General features: G+C 69.6%; 16 protein-coding genes. 7 read left to right on the forward strand and 9 right to left on the reverse strand.

Translation table 11 applies throughout. The annotated features are described in order from the left end of the window. The first annotated feature begins 11 nt into the window (after positions 1 to 11). Both Afe05nite_RS19285 and Afe05nite_RS19290 read left to right on the forward strand, forming a co-directional pair. Positions 12 to 758: a potassium channel family protein gene (locus tag Afe05nite_RS19285; RefSeq protein ID WP_203818557.1), complete on the forward strand. Its 747-nt coding sequence runs from the start codon at positions 12 to 14 to the stop codon at positions 756 to 758. Positions 759 to 820: 62 nt separating this feature from the next. Beyond that, positions 821 to 3,031 (forward strand): LLM class flavin-dependent oxidoreductase, encoded by a 2,211-nt coding sequence (locus tag Afe05nite_RS19290; protein ID WP_239117975.1) that lies wholly within the window; start codon positions 821 to 823, stop codon positions 3,029 to 3,031. Between the two features lie 329 nt (positions 3,032 to 3,360). On the opposite strand, the gene Afe05nite_RS19295 is transcribed toward Afe05nite_RS19290, so the two are convergent. Next, entirely contained in the window at positions 3,361 to 3,705 is a 345-nt protein-coding gene (locus Afe05nite_RS19295) for a hypothetical protein (RefSeq protein ID WP_203818516.1), read from the reverse strand. A 320-nt stretch (positions 3,706 to 4,025) separates the two neighbouring features. Between Afe05nite_RS19295 and Afe05nite_RS19300 the strand changes: the two genes are divergently transcribed. Continuing rightward, complete coding sequence (locus Afe05nite_RS19300; RefSeq protein ID WP_203818517.1) at positions 4,026 to 4,916, forward strand: Sco1979 family transcriptional regulator; 891 nt, start codon at positions 4,026 to 4,028, stop codon at positions 4,914 to 4,916. A gap of 65 nt (positions 4,917 to 4,981) precedes the next feature. Here Afe05nite_RS19300 and Afe05nite_RS19305 read toward each other — a convergent pair whose 3' ends face one another. Continuing rightward, positions 4,982 to 5,215 carry a DUF397 domain-containing protein gene (locus Afe05nite_RS19305; protein ID WP_203818518.1) on the reverse strand — a complete coding sequence of 78 codons (234 nt, stop codon included), beginning with the start codon at positions 5,213 to 5,215 and terminating at the stop codon, positions 4,982 to 4,984. A 262-nt stretch (positions 5,216 to 5,477) separates the two neighbouring features. Between Afe05nite_RS19305 and Afe05nite_RS19310 the strand changes: the two genes are divergently transcribed. Both Afe05nite_RS19310 and Afe05nite_RS19315 read left to right on the forward strand, forming a co-directional pair. After that, the gene (locus Afe05nite_RS19310) at positions 5,478 to 5,732 is read left to right on the forward strand and encodes a hypothetical protein (protein ID WP_203818519.1); all 255 of its coding nucleotides are present in this window, start codon (positions 5,478 to 5,480) and stop codon (positions 5,730 to 5,732) included. A gap of 58 nt (positions 5,733 to 5,790) precedes the next feature. Beyond that, positions 5,791 to 6,081, forward strand: a complete 291-nt coding sequence (locus Afe05nite_RS19315) for a hypothetical protein (RefSeq protein ID WP_203818520.1) — start codon at positions 5,791 to 5,793, stop codon at positions 6,079 to 6,081. Between the two features lie 339 nt (positions 6,082 to 6,420). Here the strand turns inward: Afe05nite_RS19315 and Afe05nite_RS19320 are convergent, their stop codons facing one another. From Afe05nite_RS19320 to Afe05nite_RS19330, 3 genes are all read right to left on the reverse strand, one after another. Then, on the reverse strand, positions 6,421 to 7,224 hold the full coding sequence (locus Afe05nite_RS19320) for an SAM-dependent methyltransferase (RefSeq protein ID WP_275407489.1): 804 nt from the start codon (positions 7,222 to 7,224) through the stop codon (positions 6,421 to 6,423). A 107-nt stretch (positions 7,225 to 7,331) separates the two neighbouring features. Then, a complete protein-coding gene (locus Afe05nite_RS19325) occupies positions 7,332 to 8,918 on the reverse strand; it encodes a GGDEF domain-containing protein (protein WP_239117976.1) in 1,587 nt (528 codons plus the stop codon). A gap of 130 nt (positions 8,919 to 9,048) precedes the next feature. Next, positions 9,049 to 10,602, reverse strand: a complete 1,554-nt coding sequence (locus Afe05nite_RS19330) for an MDR family MFS transporter (protein WP_239117977.1) — start codon at positions 10,600 to 10,602, stop codon at positions 9,049 to 9,051. 108 nt (positions 10,603 to 10,710) lie between these two features. Between Afe05nite_RS19330 and Afe05nite_RS19335 the strand changes: the two genes are divergently transcribed. After that, positions 10,711 to 11,310 (forward strand): TetR/AcrR family transcriptional regulator, encoded by a 600-nt coding sequence (locus Afe05nite_RS19335; RefSeq protein WP_203818522.1) that lies wholly within the window; start codon positions 10,711 to 10,713, stop codon positions 11,308 to 11,310. A 72-nt stretch (positions 11,311 to 11,382) separates the two neighbouring features. Here Afe05nite_RS19335 and Afe05nite_RS19340 read toward each other — a convergent pair whose 3' ends face one another. Together Afe05nite_RS19340 and Afe05nite_RS19345 are read right to left on the reverse strand one after the other, a co-directional pair. Beyond that, positions 11,383 to 12,828, reverse strand: a complete 1,446-nt coding sequence (locus Afe05nite_RS19340; protein WP_203818523.1) for a cellulose binding domain-containing protein — start codon at positions 12,826 to 12,828, stop codon at positions 11,383 to 11,385. Positions 12,829 to 12,924: 96 nt separating this feature from the next. Continuing rightward, the gene (locus tag Afe05nite_RS19345; RefSeq protein WP_203818524.1) at positions 12,925 to 13,479 is read right to left on the reverse strand and encodes a TetR/AcrR family transcriptional regulator; all 555 of its coding nucleotides are present in this window, start codon (positions 13,477 to 13,479) and stop codon (positions 12,925 to 12,927) included. 91 nt (positions 13,480 to 13,570) lie between these two features. On the opposite strand from Afe05nite_RS19345, the gene Afe05nite_RS19350 reads away from it, so the two are divergent. After that, on the forward strand, positions 13,571 to 14,314 hold the full coding sequence (locus Afe05nite_RS19350; RefSeq protein ID WP_203818525.1) for a dienelactone hydrolase family protein: 744 nt from the start codon (positions 13,571 to 13,573) through the stop codon (positions 14,312 to 14,314). Here Afe05nite_RS19350 and Afe05nite_RS19355 read toward each other — a convergent pair. Continuing rightward, positions 14,311 to 14,661 carry a hypothetical protein gene (locus Afe05nite_RS19355; protein WP_203818526.1) on the reverse strand — a complete coding sequence of 117 codons (351 nt, stop codon included), beginning with the start codon at positions 14,659 to 14,661 and terminating at the stop codon, positions 14,311 to 14,313. The genes Afe05nite_RS19350 and Afe05nite_RS19355 overlap by 4 nt on opposite strands. Positions 14,662 to 14,670: 9 nt before the next feature. Further along, the gene (locus tag Afe05nite_RS19360) at positions 14,671 to 15,690 is read right to left on the reverse strand and encodes a UDP-N-acetylglucosamine 2-epimerase (protein ID WP_203818527.1); all 1,020 of its coding nucleotides are present in this window, start codon (positions 15,688 to 15,690) and stop codon (positions 14,671 to 14,673) included. Between the last annotated feature and the right edge of the window lie 137 nt (positions 15,691 to 15,827).

Below are 15,827 nucleotides of genomic sequence, written 5' to 3' on the forward strand. Positions count from 1 at the left end.
GGCAAGCTGCGATCGTGGAAGAGGAACGCCTCCGGGGCTGGGAGCACGCGACGGCGTACCCCTTGACCGGTCTTTCCCTGCTTTTCATCGGCGTCTATGCCCTGCCGGTTCTTGACCCGGGCCTGGATCCGGCCTGGCGGCGGGCCTGCGAGCTGGCCGATGTGGTGATCTGGTCGATCTTCCTCGTCGAATATCTGATCCGCTTGCGGCTGGCCAAGCACAAAACCCGATTTATCCGTACGCATTGGTTCGACCTGGCTGTTCTGATCCTTCCGGTGTTACGTCCGTTGCGTGCGTTACGTCTGCTCAATGCGTTGCGCGTGCTCAATCGGCATGCGGTTGCCTGGACGCGGGGGCGGCTGGCGGTCTACGTGATCTCGGCGACCGTGCTGATCGTGCTGATCGCGGCGTTGGCCGTGCTGGACGCCGAGCGGGGGCATCCGGACAGCACGATCACCTCCTACCCGCAGGCGCTGTGGTGGGCGATCTGCACGATCACCACGGTCGGGTACGGCGATCTCTATCCGGAGACGGTGGAGGGCCGGCTGGTGGCGGTGGCGCTCATGATCGGTGGTCTCGGTCTGATCGGCTTCACCACCGGATCGCTCGCCAGCTGGATCGTCGACCGGCTGTCGGATGCCGACCGCCCGACCGGCGCTGCGACCCGGGCCGACATGGTCCTGCTGTTGCACGAGATCCGTAAGTTGCGAGCCGAGGTCGAGGCCCTCAAGGAGACCCAGCGTGACGCGGACCACTGAGCGATCGTCATGTGGTGCGGGACGCAGGAAATCGGCCACGACGCGCACCTAGGCTCGACCTTGTGGATTATGGGCACGCCATCGAGTTCGGAACATTCATCACGCCGGTCAACGACCCGCCGGCGGCCGCGGTCACCCGTGCCCAGCTCAGCGAGCAGCTCGGCTTCGACCTGGTCACCTTCCAGGATCACCCGTACCAGGCCGGTTTTCTGGACACCTGGACCCTTCTGACCTGGGTCGCCGCGCAGACGTCGACGATCACGATCGCCGGCAACGTCTTGAACGTGCCGATGCGGCCGGCGCCGGTGCTGGCCCGGGCGGCGGCCTCGCTCGACCTGCTGTCGGACGGGCGGCTGGCGCTGGGCCTGGGCGCCGGCGCGTTCTGGGACGCGATGGTGGCGATGGGCTTCCCGCGGCGTACGCCCGCCGAGTCGGTCGAGCAACTCGCCGAGGCGATCGACGTGATCCGCGAGATCTGGCGGGTCGACAAGCGCTCCCAGCTGCGGGTCGACGGTAAGTATTTCCAGCTCCAGGGCGCCAAACGCGGCCCGGCCCCGGCCCATGAGGTGCCGATCTGGCTGGGCGCCTACAAGCCGCGGATGCTGCGGCTCGTCGGGGCGAAGGCGGACGGGTGGCTGCCCTCCCTCAGCTACCTCAAGCCTGGGGACCTGGCGCGCGGTAACGAGATCATCGACGCGGCGGCCGCGGCGGCCGGGCGCGACCCGCGGGAGATCCGCCGGCTGCTGAACATCCCTACCGGCAAGACGGTGGACGAGCTGCTGTCGCTGATCCTCGAGGACGGCGTCGGCACCCTGATCCTCGGCACGGACGACCCTTATGAGCTGGAACAGTTCGCCACCGAGGTGATCCCGGCGGTGCGCGCGGGGGTGGCCCGGGCCCGGTCGGCGGCCGGTGTGCCGGCCGGGCCGGTGCGCAGCGCTGCCGCGCTTGCGGCACGCCGCGAGGGCATCGATTACGAGGCTCTTCCCGATTCGCTGACGGCTGTCGAGCCGGGCGATTTCGGGTACGCGAAAGTCCGGTCCACCTACATGCGCGGCGGTTCGCCCGGCCTGGTGATCAAGGCGCGTGACGTCGACCAGGTGGTGACGGCGCTCGCCTTTGCCCGGGAGCAGAAGGTGCCACTGGCCGTACGCAGCGCCGGCCACGGCATCAGCGGACGCTCCACGAACGACGGTGGCATCGTGATCGACCTGTCCGAGATGCGCGACATCTCGGTTCTCTCCGAGGAACAGCGACTCGTCCGGGTCGAGGCCGGCGCGCGCTGGAAAGACGTGGCGACCGCGCTCGCCCCGCACGGGTGGGCGTTGTCGAGCGGCGATTACGGCGGCGTCGGCGTCGGCGGGCTGGCGACGGCGGGCGGCATCGGCTGGCTGGCCCGCGAGCACGGCCTCACCATCGATCACTTGCGCGCCGCCGACCTGGTGCTGGCCGACGGCACGCGGGTGCGGGTCAGCGAGACCGAGCATCCGGAGCTGTTCTGGGCGATACGTGGAGCGGGTGCGAACTTCGGCATCGTCACGTCATTCGAGTTCCAGGTCGACGAGGTGGGAGAGGTCGGTTTCGGGCAGTTCGTCTTCGATGCCTCGGACACCGCGGGCCTGCTGGAGCGGTGGGGTGCGGCGATGGAGGCGGCCCCGCGGGACCTGACGACCAACATCATCGTCGGTGCGCCGCGGCGCGGGCAGTCTCTCGCCCAGGTGTACGGGGTGGTCGACTCGTCCACTCCGGACACGATCATCGACCGGCTCACCCCGATCGCGCAGCTCGCGCCGCTGCTGGACCAGCAGGTTCAGGTGCTGCCCTACGCCGGCGTGATGAATGTGCCGGATGCCCAGCACGACGGCCAGGGTGACCCGGTGGCTCGTTCCGGTCTGGTCGACCACCTCACCCCGGAGTTCTGCCGGGCGGCCGCGGCCCTGGTCAACTCGGGCACTGCCTATTTCTTCCAGATCAGGTCGGTGGGCGGTGCGGTGGCCGACGTGCCGGCGGATGCCACGGCGTATTCGCACCGAGCGGCGAACTTCTCAGTGGTCGCATTCGGGGCATCGAAGTCGAGATTGGACGCCGCGTGGGCGGAAATGACCCCGTACATCCGCGGTCTGTATCTCTCGTTCGAAACCGACCAGAGCCCGGAACGCCTCGCGGAGGCGTGGCCACCGGCGATTTTGGGCAGGCTGCGGGCTCTGAAGAGGCAGTACGACCCGGCGAACGTGTTCCGTGACAACTTCAATATCGACCCTTTGGGGGAATAGCCTCCGCCGTGCGGCCCTGCGAACCGCGAAAAGGTCACGCTGAGTGACCAATGCGGTTGTTGCGGCTATTGAGATTCACCCGATCGGGGACCCGAACGACAAAAAGAGCCGGCGCTCATGCGCCGGCTCGAAGGGTTGGATGGTTCAGTGCGGGCTGGTGGAGGTCACCGGGTGCTTGGGCCAGGCCGCACCCGCACCGCACCCCTCACACGCAAGCTGGTCGCCACAGGCCGGGCACCAGTCGTTGGTTCGCCGCAAATACCATCCCAGGGCTACGCCGCTGAGGAGACTGAGCAGGCCGACGATGGCCGCCACGGTCACCGCATCGGTCATGCCGCCGAACCTCGCACGGGGAGGCCCGCGGGGGTCATGCGCCGGCCGACGAGGTTGCGGTCGCCGCGCCGATCGAGCGGGTCGTCCGAGGAGCGCACGCTCACGTAGGGGGCGGTGAACGTGTCGACTCCGGTGCCGCGATGGGCGCCGGGGCGATAGGTCACGGTCACGGCCCGGGGCGAAGCGGCCTCGATGACACCGGCCCGCCATCCGTCTCGATAGACCCAGACCCGGTCGGCCGGATGGTAGCTGTCGGCGGGCGCTACATCGGCCGGATCCCGCTGCGGCGGGGCGACTGTCGGCGTGGTGGGCGGAGGTGGGGACGTCGGTGCCGTGGACATCGAGATGGCCCTCCCAGGTCTCGGAGACTCGGTAGTCAGGTCGGCGATGATCGCCACCCAGCCGCACGTGTAGGCCGAGAACAGCACGCTGTGTCAGCAGTTAGTACGCATGTGTGTCAGCAGGTGGTGCTTGTGTGTCCGCTATCATCCTCGCCGACAGAGGCGTTCGCAAGGCCGGATGCACGTGCATTTGCCTCTCGCGGACGCCTCGAGCGTCACCCTCCGGAGATAAGCTGGTGCTGTTTCGTTGTGGACGATCTCCCCTTTAGGATGCTTAGGGACTGCGACCGGCAGCCCGAAACAGTGATGCGAGGAGTCAGGTGAGCGCGGGTTCGCAGGAGGAGGCACCGGGCAGTGGCCCGACCGTGCTGCGCATCCTGCTCGGCGCCCAACTCCGTCGCTTGCGTGAGGCCAAGGCCATCAGCAGGGAAGATGCGGGCTGGGAGATCCGGGCGTCGGGCTCGAAGATCAGCCGCATGGAGCTCGGTCGGGTCAGCTTCAAGGAGCGCGACGTCGCCGATCTGTTGACCCTCTACGGTGTCAACGACTCCGAGGAGCGCGAGGCGCTGCTCACCCTGGCCCGGCAGGCCAACAACCCGGGCTGGTGGCAGCAGTTCAGCGACATCCTCCCCGGCTGGTTCCAGTCCTACCTCGGCCTGGAGGCCGCGGCCTCGCTGATCCGCACCTATGAGATCCAGTTCGTCCCGGGTCTGCTGCAGACGCCGGACTACGCGCGGGCCGTCATCATGCTCGGCCACGCCGGCGTCACGCCGGAGGAGATGGACCGCCGGGTCGAGCTCCGCCGCCAGCGCCAGCAGGTTCTCGACCGGCCCGACGCGCCGCAGCTGTGGGCCGTCATCGACGAGGCCGTGCTGCGCCGCCCGATCGGCGGCATCGACGTGATGAGGGCGCAGATCGAGTTCCTGATCGACGCCGCCAAGAAGCCGAACGTCCGCCTGCAGATCATCCCGTTCCACGCCGGTGGTCACGCCGCGGCGGGTGGCCCGTTCGCCATCCTGCGCTTCCCCGAGCCCGAGTTGCCCGACGTGGTCTACGTCGAGCAGCTGACCAGCGCGATCTACCTCGACAAGCGCGAGGACGTCGACCAGTACGCGATGGCCATGGAACGGGTCTGCATCGACGCCGAGCCGCCCAACCACACGCCGGAAATCCTCGGCAAGCTCCTGAACGAGGTCGGCCGCCCGGCCTAGAGCCCGCCGAACAACACTCAGGCCCGCCGTCCACGGCGGGCCTGAGTTCTTTCTATCGAGCCGAATCAGGCGAGCAGGTTGTCGAAGTCGCCGTCGCGAACTCCGCCGAGGAAAGCCTCGATCTCGGCCGGCGTATAGATCAGGGCCGGGCCTTCGGGGTCCCGCGAGTTGCGAACTGCGACATCGCCGCCCGGCAGCACCGCGCACTCGACGCAGTTGCCGCTGGGGTTGCTCCGCCGGCTCTTCTGCCAGGTGACACCGTCCAACTGGCCGGCCGGGATGCCGTTAACCGCGTTCATTCGAAACTCCCTTGGTTTGCTCCGGTCGGGGATCGCCCGGAGACGGCGGTCTCTCGTGGCGACGGCCAGATCACACGTTGTGCAAATGCACGTGCATTTGGCCTTGCGTACTCACGGGATTGTGAGCATGATAACGCACGTACGATAGGTTCGGGTGTCACTTAGGGTGACATCTTTAAGTGACGGGTCGGTCGCGGAAACGACGTTCGCGGCCTCAAGCGGGGCTCCTTGGCGGGGGCGTCTTGAGCGAGAGGTAACGAGCATGTCGATTCCCAATATCGGACCGGAGCACGCTGACCAGGGCGATCCCGACGGTGTGGAGTCACACCGGCGGGGCAACCCGGCGCTTGTCTACCGGGACGAGTCACCGACTGACGAGGTGAGCGCCGCCACCGCGCGTGCGAGCACCGTCACCCACCGATTCGGCGGGGTCAGGTATGCCTTGACCCGCCCCAACGCCAGGGTGATCGAGTCCGGTCCGTCGGCTGAGGACGGTGATTCCGACGCGCGCGCTTGACTATGTCCGCTGCGGACGGAGCCGACGTGCCGGGCGGCTGCCGGGTCCACCCGTTCCGGTGCCGACCGCGCTGATCTTCCGCGGTGGCCGGCTCCTGGCCCGGCAGCCCCGATGGGCCACCCAGGAATTCGCCGAGTCGGACTATCGCGACGGCTCCGGCAGCCTCCGGTTACGCATCGTGCACGTCGAGTGGGCAAGCTCGGTCGTGCGTGACGGCGCGGTCTGGCTGGAAGCCGAGGCCGAGGAGATCGATTCGGCAGGCCACGCGGCCGGTCGCCGGCAAGTCCTGATCCGTGCGGAGCGACTGCCGGCCCCACTGGCTCGAAAGCGACCACGACTGCGGGTGTGACGTCGCCACACCCGCAGGGCGCCCCGGCGAAGGGGCGCCGCCCGACGGCCGGTCGGGCGGTCCGGTTCCCCCGTGCCGGGCCGCTCGACCGGTCCCCAAGCCTTACCGACGAGACTTTGCCCCCCGATAACCGGGGGCCAGGGGCCCGCTCGCCTCTGGCCCCCGCCTAAACCGCTCCCCCCCCCCGGCCCTGCGCAAGCCCCGGCTCTGCGGAACCCCCGGCCCTGCGCAAGCCCCGGCCCTGCGCAAGCTCCGGCCCTGCGCAAGCCCCGGCTCTGCGCAAGCCCCGGCCCTGCGGGAACCCTGGCCCGGCTGAAGCCTGGCCCCGTGGGCGGCGGCTTACGGCTTGCGGGCCACGCCGGCCCAGTAATAGGCGGCTTCCGGATTGTCCACCGCCGAGTCGGGGCGCCAGCTCGACACCGGCACCAGGCCCGGCTCGAGCAACTCCCAGTCGCCGAAGAAGCGGCGGACCGCGTCGTGTGAGCGGGCCACCAGCGTCATACCGGCGCTCGTCGCGGCGCTGACCGCCTGGTTGACCTCGTCCGGGGCGAAATCGGCGGTCGGGTGGGTGATCGCCAAGCAACTGCCCGACGGCATGCGGTCGCGCAGCGCCTCGACCATCGCCCACGGGTCCTCGGCGTCGGCCAGCAGCATCAGGATCGCGATCAGGGTGAGCCCGATCGGCTCGTCGAAGGCGAGCGTGTCCTTGAGGGTCGGCTCGTCGAGGATCGACTGCGGGTCGCGGAGGTCGGCCGAGACGTACTCGCTGCGGCCCGCCGGCGTGCTGATCATCAGGGCCCGCGCGTGCACCAGGACGATGGGGTCGTTGTCCACATAGACCACCCGGGCCGACCGGTCGACCCGCTGGGCGATCTCGTGCAGGTTGGGCCGGGTCGGGATGCCGGTGCCGATGTCGAGGAACTGCTTGATGCCCTGCTCGGCGACCAGATCGCGGGCCACCCGGTGAACGAACTTGCGGTTTTCCCCGGCCATGTAACGCATGCCCGGGATCGCTTTGATCATTGCCTCGCCGACCGCCCGATCGACGGCGAAGTTGTCCTTGCCGCCGAGCCAGTAGTCGTAGATGCGGGCGGAGTGCGGCACATTGATGTTGACCCCTGGCGGCGCAACCTCGTTGCCCACGACCCAGTCCTCCCCAAGCATGTCCCCCGGAGTGGTAAGGGTAGCCGCTCGCGGCGGGGGCGGTCATTCACGTTGCTCGATCGCCGGCTACCCGGCGGAGTCGCAAGTCAGGCGGCCGGCGCTCGGCTCCCCTGCCCGGAATCGGTTACGGACGACACGACCCGGTCGCGTCCGCCGTGTTTGGCGGCGTACAGATGACGGTCGGCAGTGGACAGCAGGGTGATCTGCGCCGGCTCGACGAAATCACCGACGCACGCGACACCGATGCTCACCGTCACCGGAAGACCGGCCGTGAGCGGTTCCCAGTCGTGCCCCTTGATCGTTTGCCTTAGCTCGTCGAGAGCCGCCGTCGCCCGCCCGGCGGGGGTCTGCGGCAGCGCCAACAGGAACTCCTCACCGCCCATCCGCACCACGAACGCGTCCGGCGTGATGTCCTCCGCGGCCCTCTCGAGCAGCCGCGCCACCTGCACCAGCACCCGGTCGCCGACCTCGTGCGAAAGCCGGTCGTTGATCCGCTTGTAGTGGTCGAGGTCGACCATCGCCACGGTCAGCTCCGGGTCGGACTCGATCAGGCCGGGCAACTGCTCGTTGAGGAACCGGCGGTTGCGCAGGCCGGTCAGCGGGTCACGGCGGGCCTGCTCGCGGAACCGCTCGGCCTCCTGCCGGGCCTCGGCCGTCTCGAACATGGCCTGACGGGTACGGGCCTGTGCCTGCCGGCGCAACGAATGCTGCTCGGTGTGCGCGGCAAAGAAGTCCTTGTGCGCCGCGAACGCTTCGGCGAACTCGCCGCGAGCCGCGTACAGCTCGGCCTGCTCCTGATGCACTTTGACGAGCACATGCCCGAGCTCACGCTCGGCGCAGAGGCGCCGGGAGGCGTTGAGGCTGCGCTGAGCCCGGCCGTACGCGCCGAGGCAGCGCTGCGCCCGGGCCAGGGTGAGCAGGTATTCGGCGAGCGCGTCGGCGTCGTCCTGGTTGCCGTCGTAGTGCCGGTCGATGCAGCTGAGCAGCGTCCGCTCGGCCGTCGCGTACTGCCTGTTCTCGATCTGGATCGCGCCGATCGTGTCGAGCAACGCGGCATCGAGCTCGAATCCGTGCGCCTCGGCATGGCGTTGCAGCCAGGCCGCCACGCTTTGCGCCTCTTCGTGATGCCCGGCCGCGAACTCGGCGTACGCATAGTTGTTGAGAACCGCGAGTTGCAGGTCCGGTCGTCGCAGGCGGCGCGCGAGGTCCGCCGCCTGCCGGTAGCGCAGGCGCGCGGCATCCATCGAGCCGGCCAGGCTGAGCGCGTCGGCCAGCTTGGCCCGATGCCAGATGCGCATGTGCTCGGTGGCGTCGTCGTCGAGCAGCTCGACGCTGAGGATCGAGTGTTCGAGGCACTGGGCGACGTCGCCGAGGTGCCGGTGGATGCCGGCCCAGACCAGGTGGGTGCGCGCGGTCAGCTGCCGCGCCTCGTGCTCGGCGGCCCACTGGTGCACTTTCCAGATGCGCCGCGCCGCGCCGGCCAGGTCACCCGCCCGCATGTGCAGGTTGGCCTGGCTGAGCCGGGCCCGCGCGACGAGCAGATCGTCACCGAGCTGTCGGGCCTGCCGCTCGATCCGGGTGGCCCGCTCGAGCATGCCGGCCGCGTCCCAGTTGATCTCGTCCTCGAGCTCGAGCAGCGCGGCCGACAGCGACTCGCGGTCAGACCTGTCCAACTCCCACCCCTCGAATAGCACTCCGTTCCGAAAGGCTAGCTCTGTGTCAGCGGAAGATCCCAAGTACGTGATCCGGCCGACAGCGAAGCGGCGCCCCACCGAGGTGGGACGCCGCTCGAGGGACCGGAGATCAGCGGGTGAGCGCCGGAACCGGGGTCTCCGGCGTGGCGGGGGCCGGCGCGGCGGCCAGGTCGACCGTCGAGCGCAGCTCGGTCGGCTTCATCAGGAGGGCGGCGAGCACGCCGACCGCCGCGACCGCGGCCGAGATCAGGAAGATGTGCCCGGTCGCGTCGCCGTAGGCGGCGCGGACCACGTGCTGGATCGAGTCGGGCAGGGCGCCGATGTTGAGGCTGCCCCCGCCCGGGGCGGCGGCCGACGCGCCCAGCTGGTGGGTCAGGTTGTCGGTGACCCGGTGGGCCAGCACCGCGCCCAGCACCGAGACACCGATCGTGCCGCCCAGCGAGCGGAAGAACGCCACCGTCGAGCTGGCCGCGCCGATGTCCTTGAGGGACACCGTGTTCTGCACCGAGAGCACCAGGTTCTGCATCGACATGCCGACACCGATGCCGACCAGGGCCATCGCGATGCCGACGTACCAGAGCGGGGTCTCGTGGTCGAGCACCGAGAGTCCGGCGAACCCGGCGACCAGCACCAGGGTGCCGGCGACGATGTACGGCTTGATCTTCCCGGTCCGGCTGATGATGCGGCCGGCGATCGTGGAGGAGACCAGCACGCCCGCCATCATCGGGATGGTGAGCAGGCCCGCCTCGGTGGGCGAGTAACCGCGGCCGATCTGGAAGTACTGGCCGAGGAAGACCGCGCCGCCGAACATGGCCATGCCGACCGCGAGGCTCGCGATGATCGCGAGGGCGGTGCCGCGGGTCTTGACGATCGACAGCGGAACCACCGGCTCGGCGACCCGGGACTCGACCCAGACGGCGGCCGCGAGAAGAGCCAGGCCGGCGCCGAGCATGACGACCGACTGCCAGGAGACCCAGGCGAACGAGCTGTCCACGAACGACACCCAGATCAGCAGGACACTGACGCCCGCCGCGATCAGCGAGGCGCCCCAGTAGTCGATCTTCACGGAGGTGCGGCGGAGGACGCTCAGGTTCAGCGTCTTCTGCAGGACGACCAGGGCGATGATGGCGATCGGCACACCGATGTAGAAGCACCAGCGCCAGCCGAGCCACGTGGTGTCGACGATGACCCCGCCGAGCAGCGGACCGCCGACGGTGGCGACGGCCATGACCCCGCCGAGGTAGCCGTTGTAGCGGCCACGCTCCCGGGGCGGGATCATCGCGGCGATCGCGACCTGGACCAGTGCCTGCACGCCTCCCATGCCGAGGCCCTGGAACGCGCGGGCGGCGATGAGCTGGCCCGCGGTCTGGGCGAGGCCGGCGATCATCGAGCCGAGCACGAACACCACGATCGAGATCTGCACCAGCAGCTTCTTGCTGAACAGGTCGGCGAGCTTGCCCCAGATCGGGGTGGACGCGGTGGCGGTCAGCAGGCTCGCGGTGACCACCCAGGTGTACTGGGTCTGACTGCCGTCCAGCGCCCCGATGATCGTGGGCAGGGCGGTGGAGACGATGGTCGAGCTGGCCATCGCGACGAAGAGCACCAGCAGCAGGCCGGAGAGGGCCTCCATGATCTGGCGGTGGGACATTGGCTTGGAGCTCATCGAGCGGGCCTCCATCGGAGTGTGTGTCACATACAACTATCGAGGTAGGCTGCTCATTGCGCAATCTTTCACATTGAGAACCGAATCACACGCCGGTACGCTCATGCCATGAGCACCACGGCGGAGCCGGGGCTTCGCGAGCGCAAGAAGGCCGCCACCCGGCAGGCCCTGCACGAGTCGGCGGTCCGGCTCGCCATCGACCACGGCCTCGACCGGATCACCGTCGAGGCGATCGCCGATGACGCCGGCGTCTCCCGGCGCACGTTCTCGAACTACTTCGGGAGCAAAGAGGAAGCGTTGATGTACGGCGACTTCCAACGGGTGCAGCGGCTGCTCGACGCGGTGCGCGCCAGGCCGGCCGGCGAACCGCCCTGGGCCGCCCTCACCGCGGTGGCCGCCGACTTCAACCGGGAGCTCGGCGGGCTCGACCCGCAGCGGGTGGCGCAGGGCCGGCTCGTGCGCACCCACCCGACCTTGCTCGCGGCCCAGACCCAGACCTTCGCCGCGGTGGAGCGGGAGCTCGCCGCCGAGGTCGCGAAACGTCTGACCGAGCCCGACCCGCTCGGCGTGCACGCGCGGATGACCGCCGCCACCTTTCTGGTGGCGCTGCGCGTCTCGGTGAACATGTGGCTCGACGCACCGCCTGGCACCGCCCTGTGGGACCTGGCCGAGGAAGCGCTGGCCACCGCCGGTCGCGGCCTCGGATAGAAAACGCGGCTCCGGGTTGGGGGGACCCGGAGCCGCGTTTCCTTACCTTCTGGGGATGCGAGGAAAGCCTTCTCAGCCGGTGAAGCCGGCAAAGATCTTGCTGAACTCGAACGGCGTCTGCGCCACGTTGGTGCACTGGAAGAGCGCGCCGGTGCAGGCGTTCTTGTCGCGGTTGGCCTCCCAGTAGGAGACGAACCCGAGGTGGTTGGCGTTGGCGAAGGCGATCAGGTCACGAGCGTCGCTCGGCAGGAACTTGCCCTGGTCGTCGTTGACCCCCAGCATCGGAGTCACGCCGACCATCTGGAAAGCGGCCGCGTCGCTGTTCCCGTACACCTGCTTGATCTGGTCCTTGGTGCTCTTTACCGCCTGGATCGCTAGGTCGCCGTAGTCCTGGCCGGCCCGGCCGTAGTCCATCGCCATGATGTTGACCAGGTCGAGGGCGACGCCGGCGTTCTTGGCCGACTTGACCACGTTGAGGCCGTCGGCGGTCAGGCCCTCCGGCAGCACCGGCAGGGTCAGCGAGATCTTCAGACCCGGGTTGGCCTTCTGCAGGGCGGCGAGCGCGGCCGAGCGGCGGGCGATCGTGGTCGGGTCGGCCACCGCGGCGCCCTCGATGTCCAGGTCGATGTACTTCAGGTGGTAGGCCGAGACGACCGCCTGATATTCGGCCTGCAGCGCGCCGACGCTGGTGCAGGCCTGGGCGAGCTCGATGCCGGTGGCGCCGCCGAACGACACCTTCACGTCACCGCCGGCCGCGCGGACCGCCTCGATCTGGTCGGCGAACTGCTTCTGCCGCGGGTCGAAGGCGTTGAACCAGCTCGCCTTGCAGCCGACGCTCGTCACGAACGCCAGGCTGAACGACTTGACGTTGCCGCTGCTGCCCAACTGGGCCAGGGTGGTCGAGCCGTTCGAGAGCAGACCCATGTCGACGTACGGGGCGACCAGTACGCCCCCGGTCGACGGCCCCGAGGTCGTCGGCGGGTTGGTGGTCGGCGCCGTCGTCGGGGCCTTGGTGGTGGGCGCCGTCGTCGGCGCGGCGGTGCTGGGCCGGGGGGTCGGCGCCTTGGTGGGGGCGGTCGTCGGGGCGGTCGTGGTGCCGCCGCCCGCGCAGGAGGCGCCGTTGACGGTGCAGCTGGTCGGGCTGCCGCTGCCGGCCACGACGAAGCCGAACTCGGCCCGGCCACCGGCCGGGATCGTCGGGGCGTAACCCGGGTTCTTGGCCGTGACGGTGCTGCCCGAGGTGGTGATCGTCGCGTCCCAGAAGCTGCCGAGCTTCGCGGTCGACGGCAGGCCGAACACGAGTTGCCAGCCGTCGACGGCCGCGCCCGTACCGTTCGTGATCGTGTACTTCGCCTGGTAGCCCGAACCCCAGTCGCTGTCCTTGGTGAAGGTCGCACTGAGGACGCCCGCGGCCTTGGTGGTCGGGGTGGTGGCCGCGACGGCCGCCCCGACGCCACCGCCGACGGCGAGGACCGCCGCCGAGGCATAGATGGCGAGGCGCAGACGGCTGCGTTGCATGGATGACTCCGATCGCGGGGGGTGACGACGGAGCTAATTCTGAACCGGCCGGTAATTAACTGACCTTCACGCGACCTTAAACATCCTTAAATGCCTCTATCGCGAGGCCAGACCGCCGAGCAGGAGCTCGAGCTGACGTCGCCAGGCGTCCGGCCCGGAGCGCTGGATGACCCCCGCATTGGCCCGCATGAGGAGGCTGAGGTCACGCCGAGTGAAGTCGGCGCGCAGCACCCCGGCCCCCACCGCCCGCGCGATGACCTCCGAGGCGCCCCGTTGCGCGGCCGTGCGCAGCTCGGCGAGCCGGGCGTCGTCGTCGAAGCTCGAGCTGACCAGAAGCTCGGACAGGCCCCGGTCGGTGGCCTGCAACTCGAACAGCCGGGACAGGTAGCCGACGAACGCCTGCCACGGGTCGGGCTCCCGCATGGCGAGGTCGGCCAGCTCGACGTACTCGGACATCTGCCCGGCGAAGACGGCGGCGATCAGGTCCCGCCGGGTCGGGAAACGGCGGTAGAGGGTGGCGTTGCCGACCCCGGCCCGTCGGGCGATCTCGTCGAGCGACGCGTCGAGACCGTGCTCGCCGAACACCTCTCGGGCCGCGCCCAGCAGAGAGGTGCGGTTGCGCTCCGCATCCGCGCGCAAACGTTGAGGCATGGAGGACAGGGTACGGCGAGAGCGGGGGTGCTTCCCCGGTTGGTGTTACGTTTTGGTTGATCAACGATGATGCGGGGCGCAGGAGGCCTAGATGCAGACCACCACAGTGCAGATCCCGACCGCGGACGGCACGGCCGAGGCTTACCTCGTCAAACCGGACGGTGACGGTCCCTTCCCGGGCGTGCTGTTCTTCATGGACGCGTTCGGTCTGCGGCCCCGGCTGCAGGAGATGGCCGAGCGGATCGCCGACCGCGGCTACGCCGTACTCGTGCCGAACCTTTTCTATCGCAGCGCGTCCGGCCGGCTGGTCACCCCGGAGGAACTGGACGACCCGGAGAAGCGCGGCGCCGCTTTCGGCCGCCTCGGCCCGATGATGCAGGAGCTGACCGCCGAGCGGGTTGCCGCCGACACCGGTTCCTACCTGGACTTCCTCGCCGCTCAGCCGGGCGTCGCCGACGAGCCGGTGGTCGCCGTCGGCTACTGCATGGGCGGCCGCAACGGCCTGCGGGCGATCGAGGCCCACCCGGACCGGATCAAGGCCCTGGCCAGCTTCCACGCCGGTGGGGTCGTCACCGACACGCCGGACAGCCCGCACCTGTCGGTCGGCCGCGTCACCGGCGAGCTCTACTTCGCGCACGCCGACAACGACAGCTCGATGACCGCCGACCAGATCAAGGTGTTCGAGGCGGCGCTGGACCAGGAGGGCGTCACCTACACCTCGGAGGTGTACGAGGGCGCCCCGCACGGCTTCACCATGAGTGACACCGCGATGTACCACCAGCAGGCCGAGCAGCGGCACTGGGTGGAGCTGTTCGCCCTGCTCGACCGGGTCTAGTTGGCGTAGAGGCCGGGGAAGTAGCGGTCGACCGAGGTCACGTCGTAGACCTGACGGACCTCGGTGATCCGGCCCGCCGAGACGGCCAGGAACTCGATCATCCGGGCCGTGCCGAACGGTGCCGCGAGGTCGTAGAAGATCGCGGTGCCGTCCTCGGCCACCGTCTGCCCGGTCACCGTCACCGAATCGGCGAAGGCCGCGATCCGGTGCTGCACCTGGAGCAGTTCCTCGTCGTCGACCGGGGCGTCGAGGTTCCATTCCACCTCGACGTCCGGCGCGAGCAGTTTGCGTACCGCGTCCGGGTCGTCACTCGTCCACGACCGGGTCCAGAACCCGACGACGTCCATGGGGCTCCTTCAGCTGGTCACGCCGGCCGGCGGCCGGGCGGGCATCGGATCGGGGAACTGGCCGCGGCCGAGCAGGGCGGCGGTGGCCTGGGCGACCCGGCCGGCGGCGAGGCCATCGCCGTACGGGCTGCCGATCGCGCCCATCGAGTCGCGCCGCAGCCGGCTCGCCAGCAGCTCGTCGATCTCGCGGACGAGCGTGGACACCTCCGGGTCGACCTGCTTGGCGCTTCCGGTGTGCAGGGCCTCGGTGAGTCCGCGTCCCTCGCCCGGCACCAGCACCGGCACGCCCGCGGCCAGCGCCTCCTCGGCGAGGTCGAAGTCGTCGGTCAGGACCACGTCCGCCGCCGCGACCAGTTTCACCCGGTCGGGGCTGGGCGTCCGGGCGCCGATCACGTCCAGGTCGAAGTGGCGGGCGGTCAGGTCGAGCATCGCCTCGCGTACCGGCTTGTCGTGTGCGGCGCCGACGCCGACCAGCAGCACCCGGTTGGGGCGCGGGGCGCCGGCCAGCCGGATCCGCGCCGCCAGCATGTTCGCGGCGTCGACCGCGGTGCCGCCGGTGAGCAGGATGTCGCCGGCCACCACCGACTCGTCGAGCAGGTTCATCGCGGCCAGCGGGGCCGCGGCCAGGTGCACGGTGGCGACCTGGGTGAGCAGCCGGCGGTCGGAGTCGGCGGCGTCGGTCTCGGGTGTCCCGGAGCGCTGCCCGGCGTCGAGGTGCAGCACCGGGATGCGCCGCCAGTAGGCGGCGAGCGCGGCCGCGAGGTTGTCCCCGCGCACCACCACGGCGGCCGGGGTGCGCTCGGCCCACAGCTTGTCGTACGCGGCGAGCCCGGCGGAGAGGCTGTCGGCGGTCGGGAGCGTGACGTCGGAGGCCAGACCGAGGGCGATGTAGGCGCGGGACACGTCGGTCCCGGAGGCCAGCAGGACCGGTTCGAGCAGGCCCTGGGCCCGCATGGCGGCGGCGACCGGGGCCAGGCGGACAGCCTCGGCACAGGTGCCTCCGGCGAGGTGGACTTCGGGCAGCGACATGGCTGGAACGCTAGGCAGTCACTGAGCGTGAATCAAGGCCACATCACTTTATGTGTCCGAACGGCCCAACCCAGACCTCGTAAGCTGGTCAGAAATGGGCATAACCGGGCAGTGTGACGCTACTTAGAGTGTTGCTC

It is taken from the genome of Paractinoplanes ferrugineus (genome assembly GCF_016862195.1).
Lineage (GTDB): Bacteria > Actinomycetota > Actinomycetes > Mycobacteriales > Micromonosporaceae > Actinoplanes > Actinoplanes ferrugineus.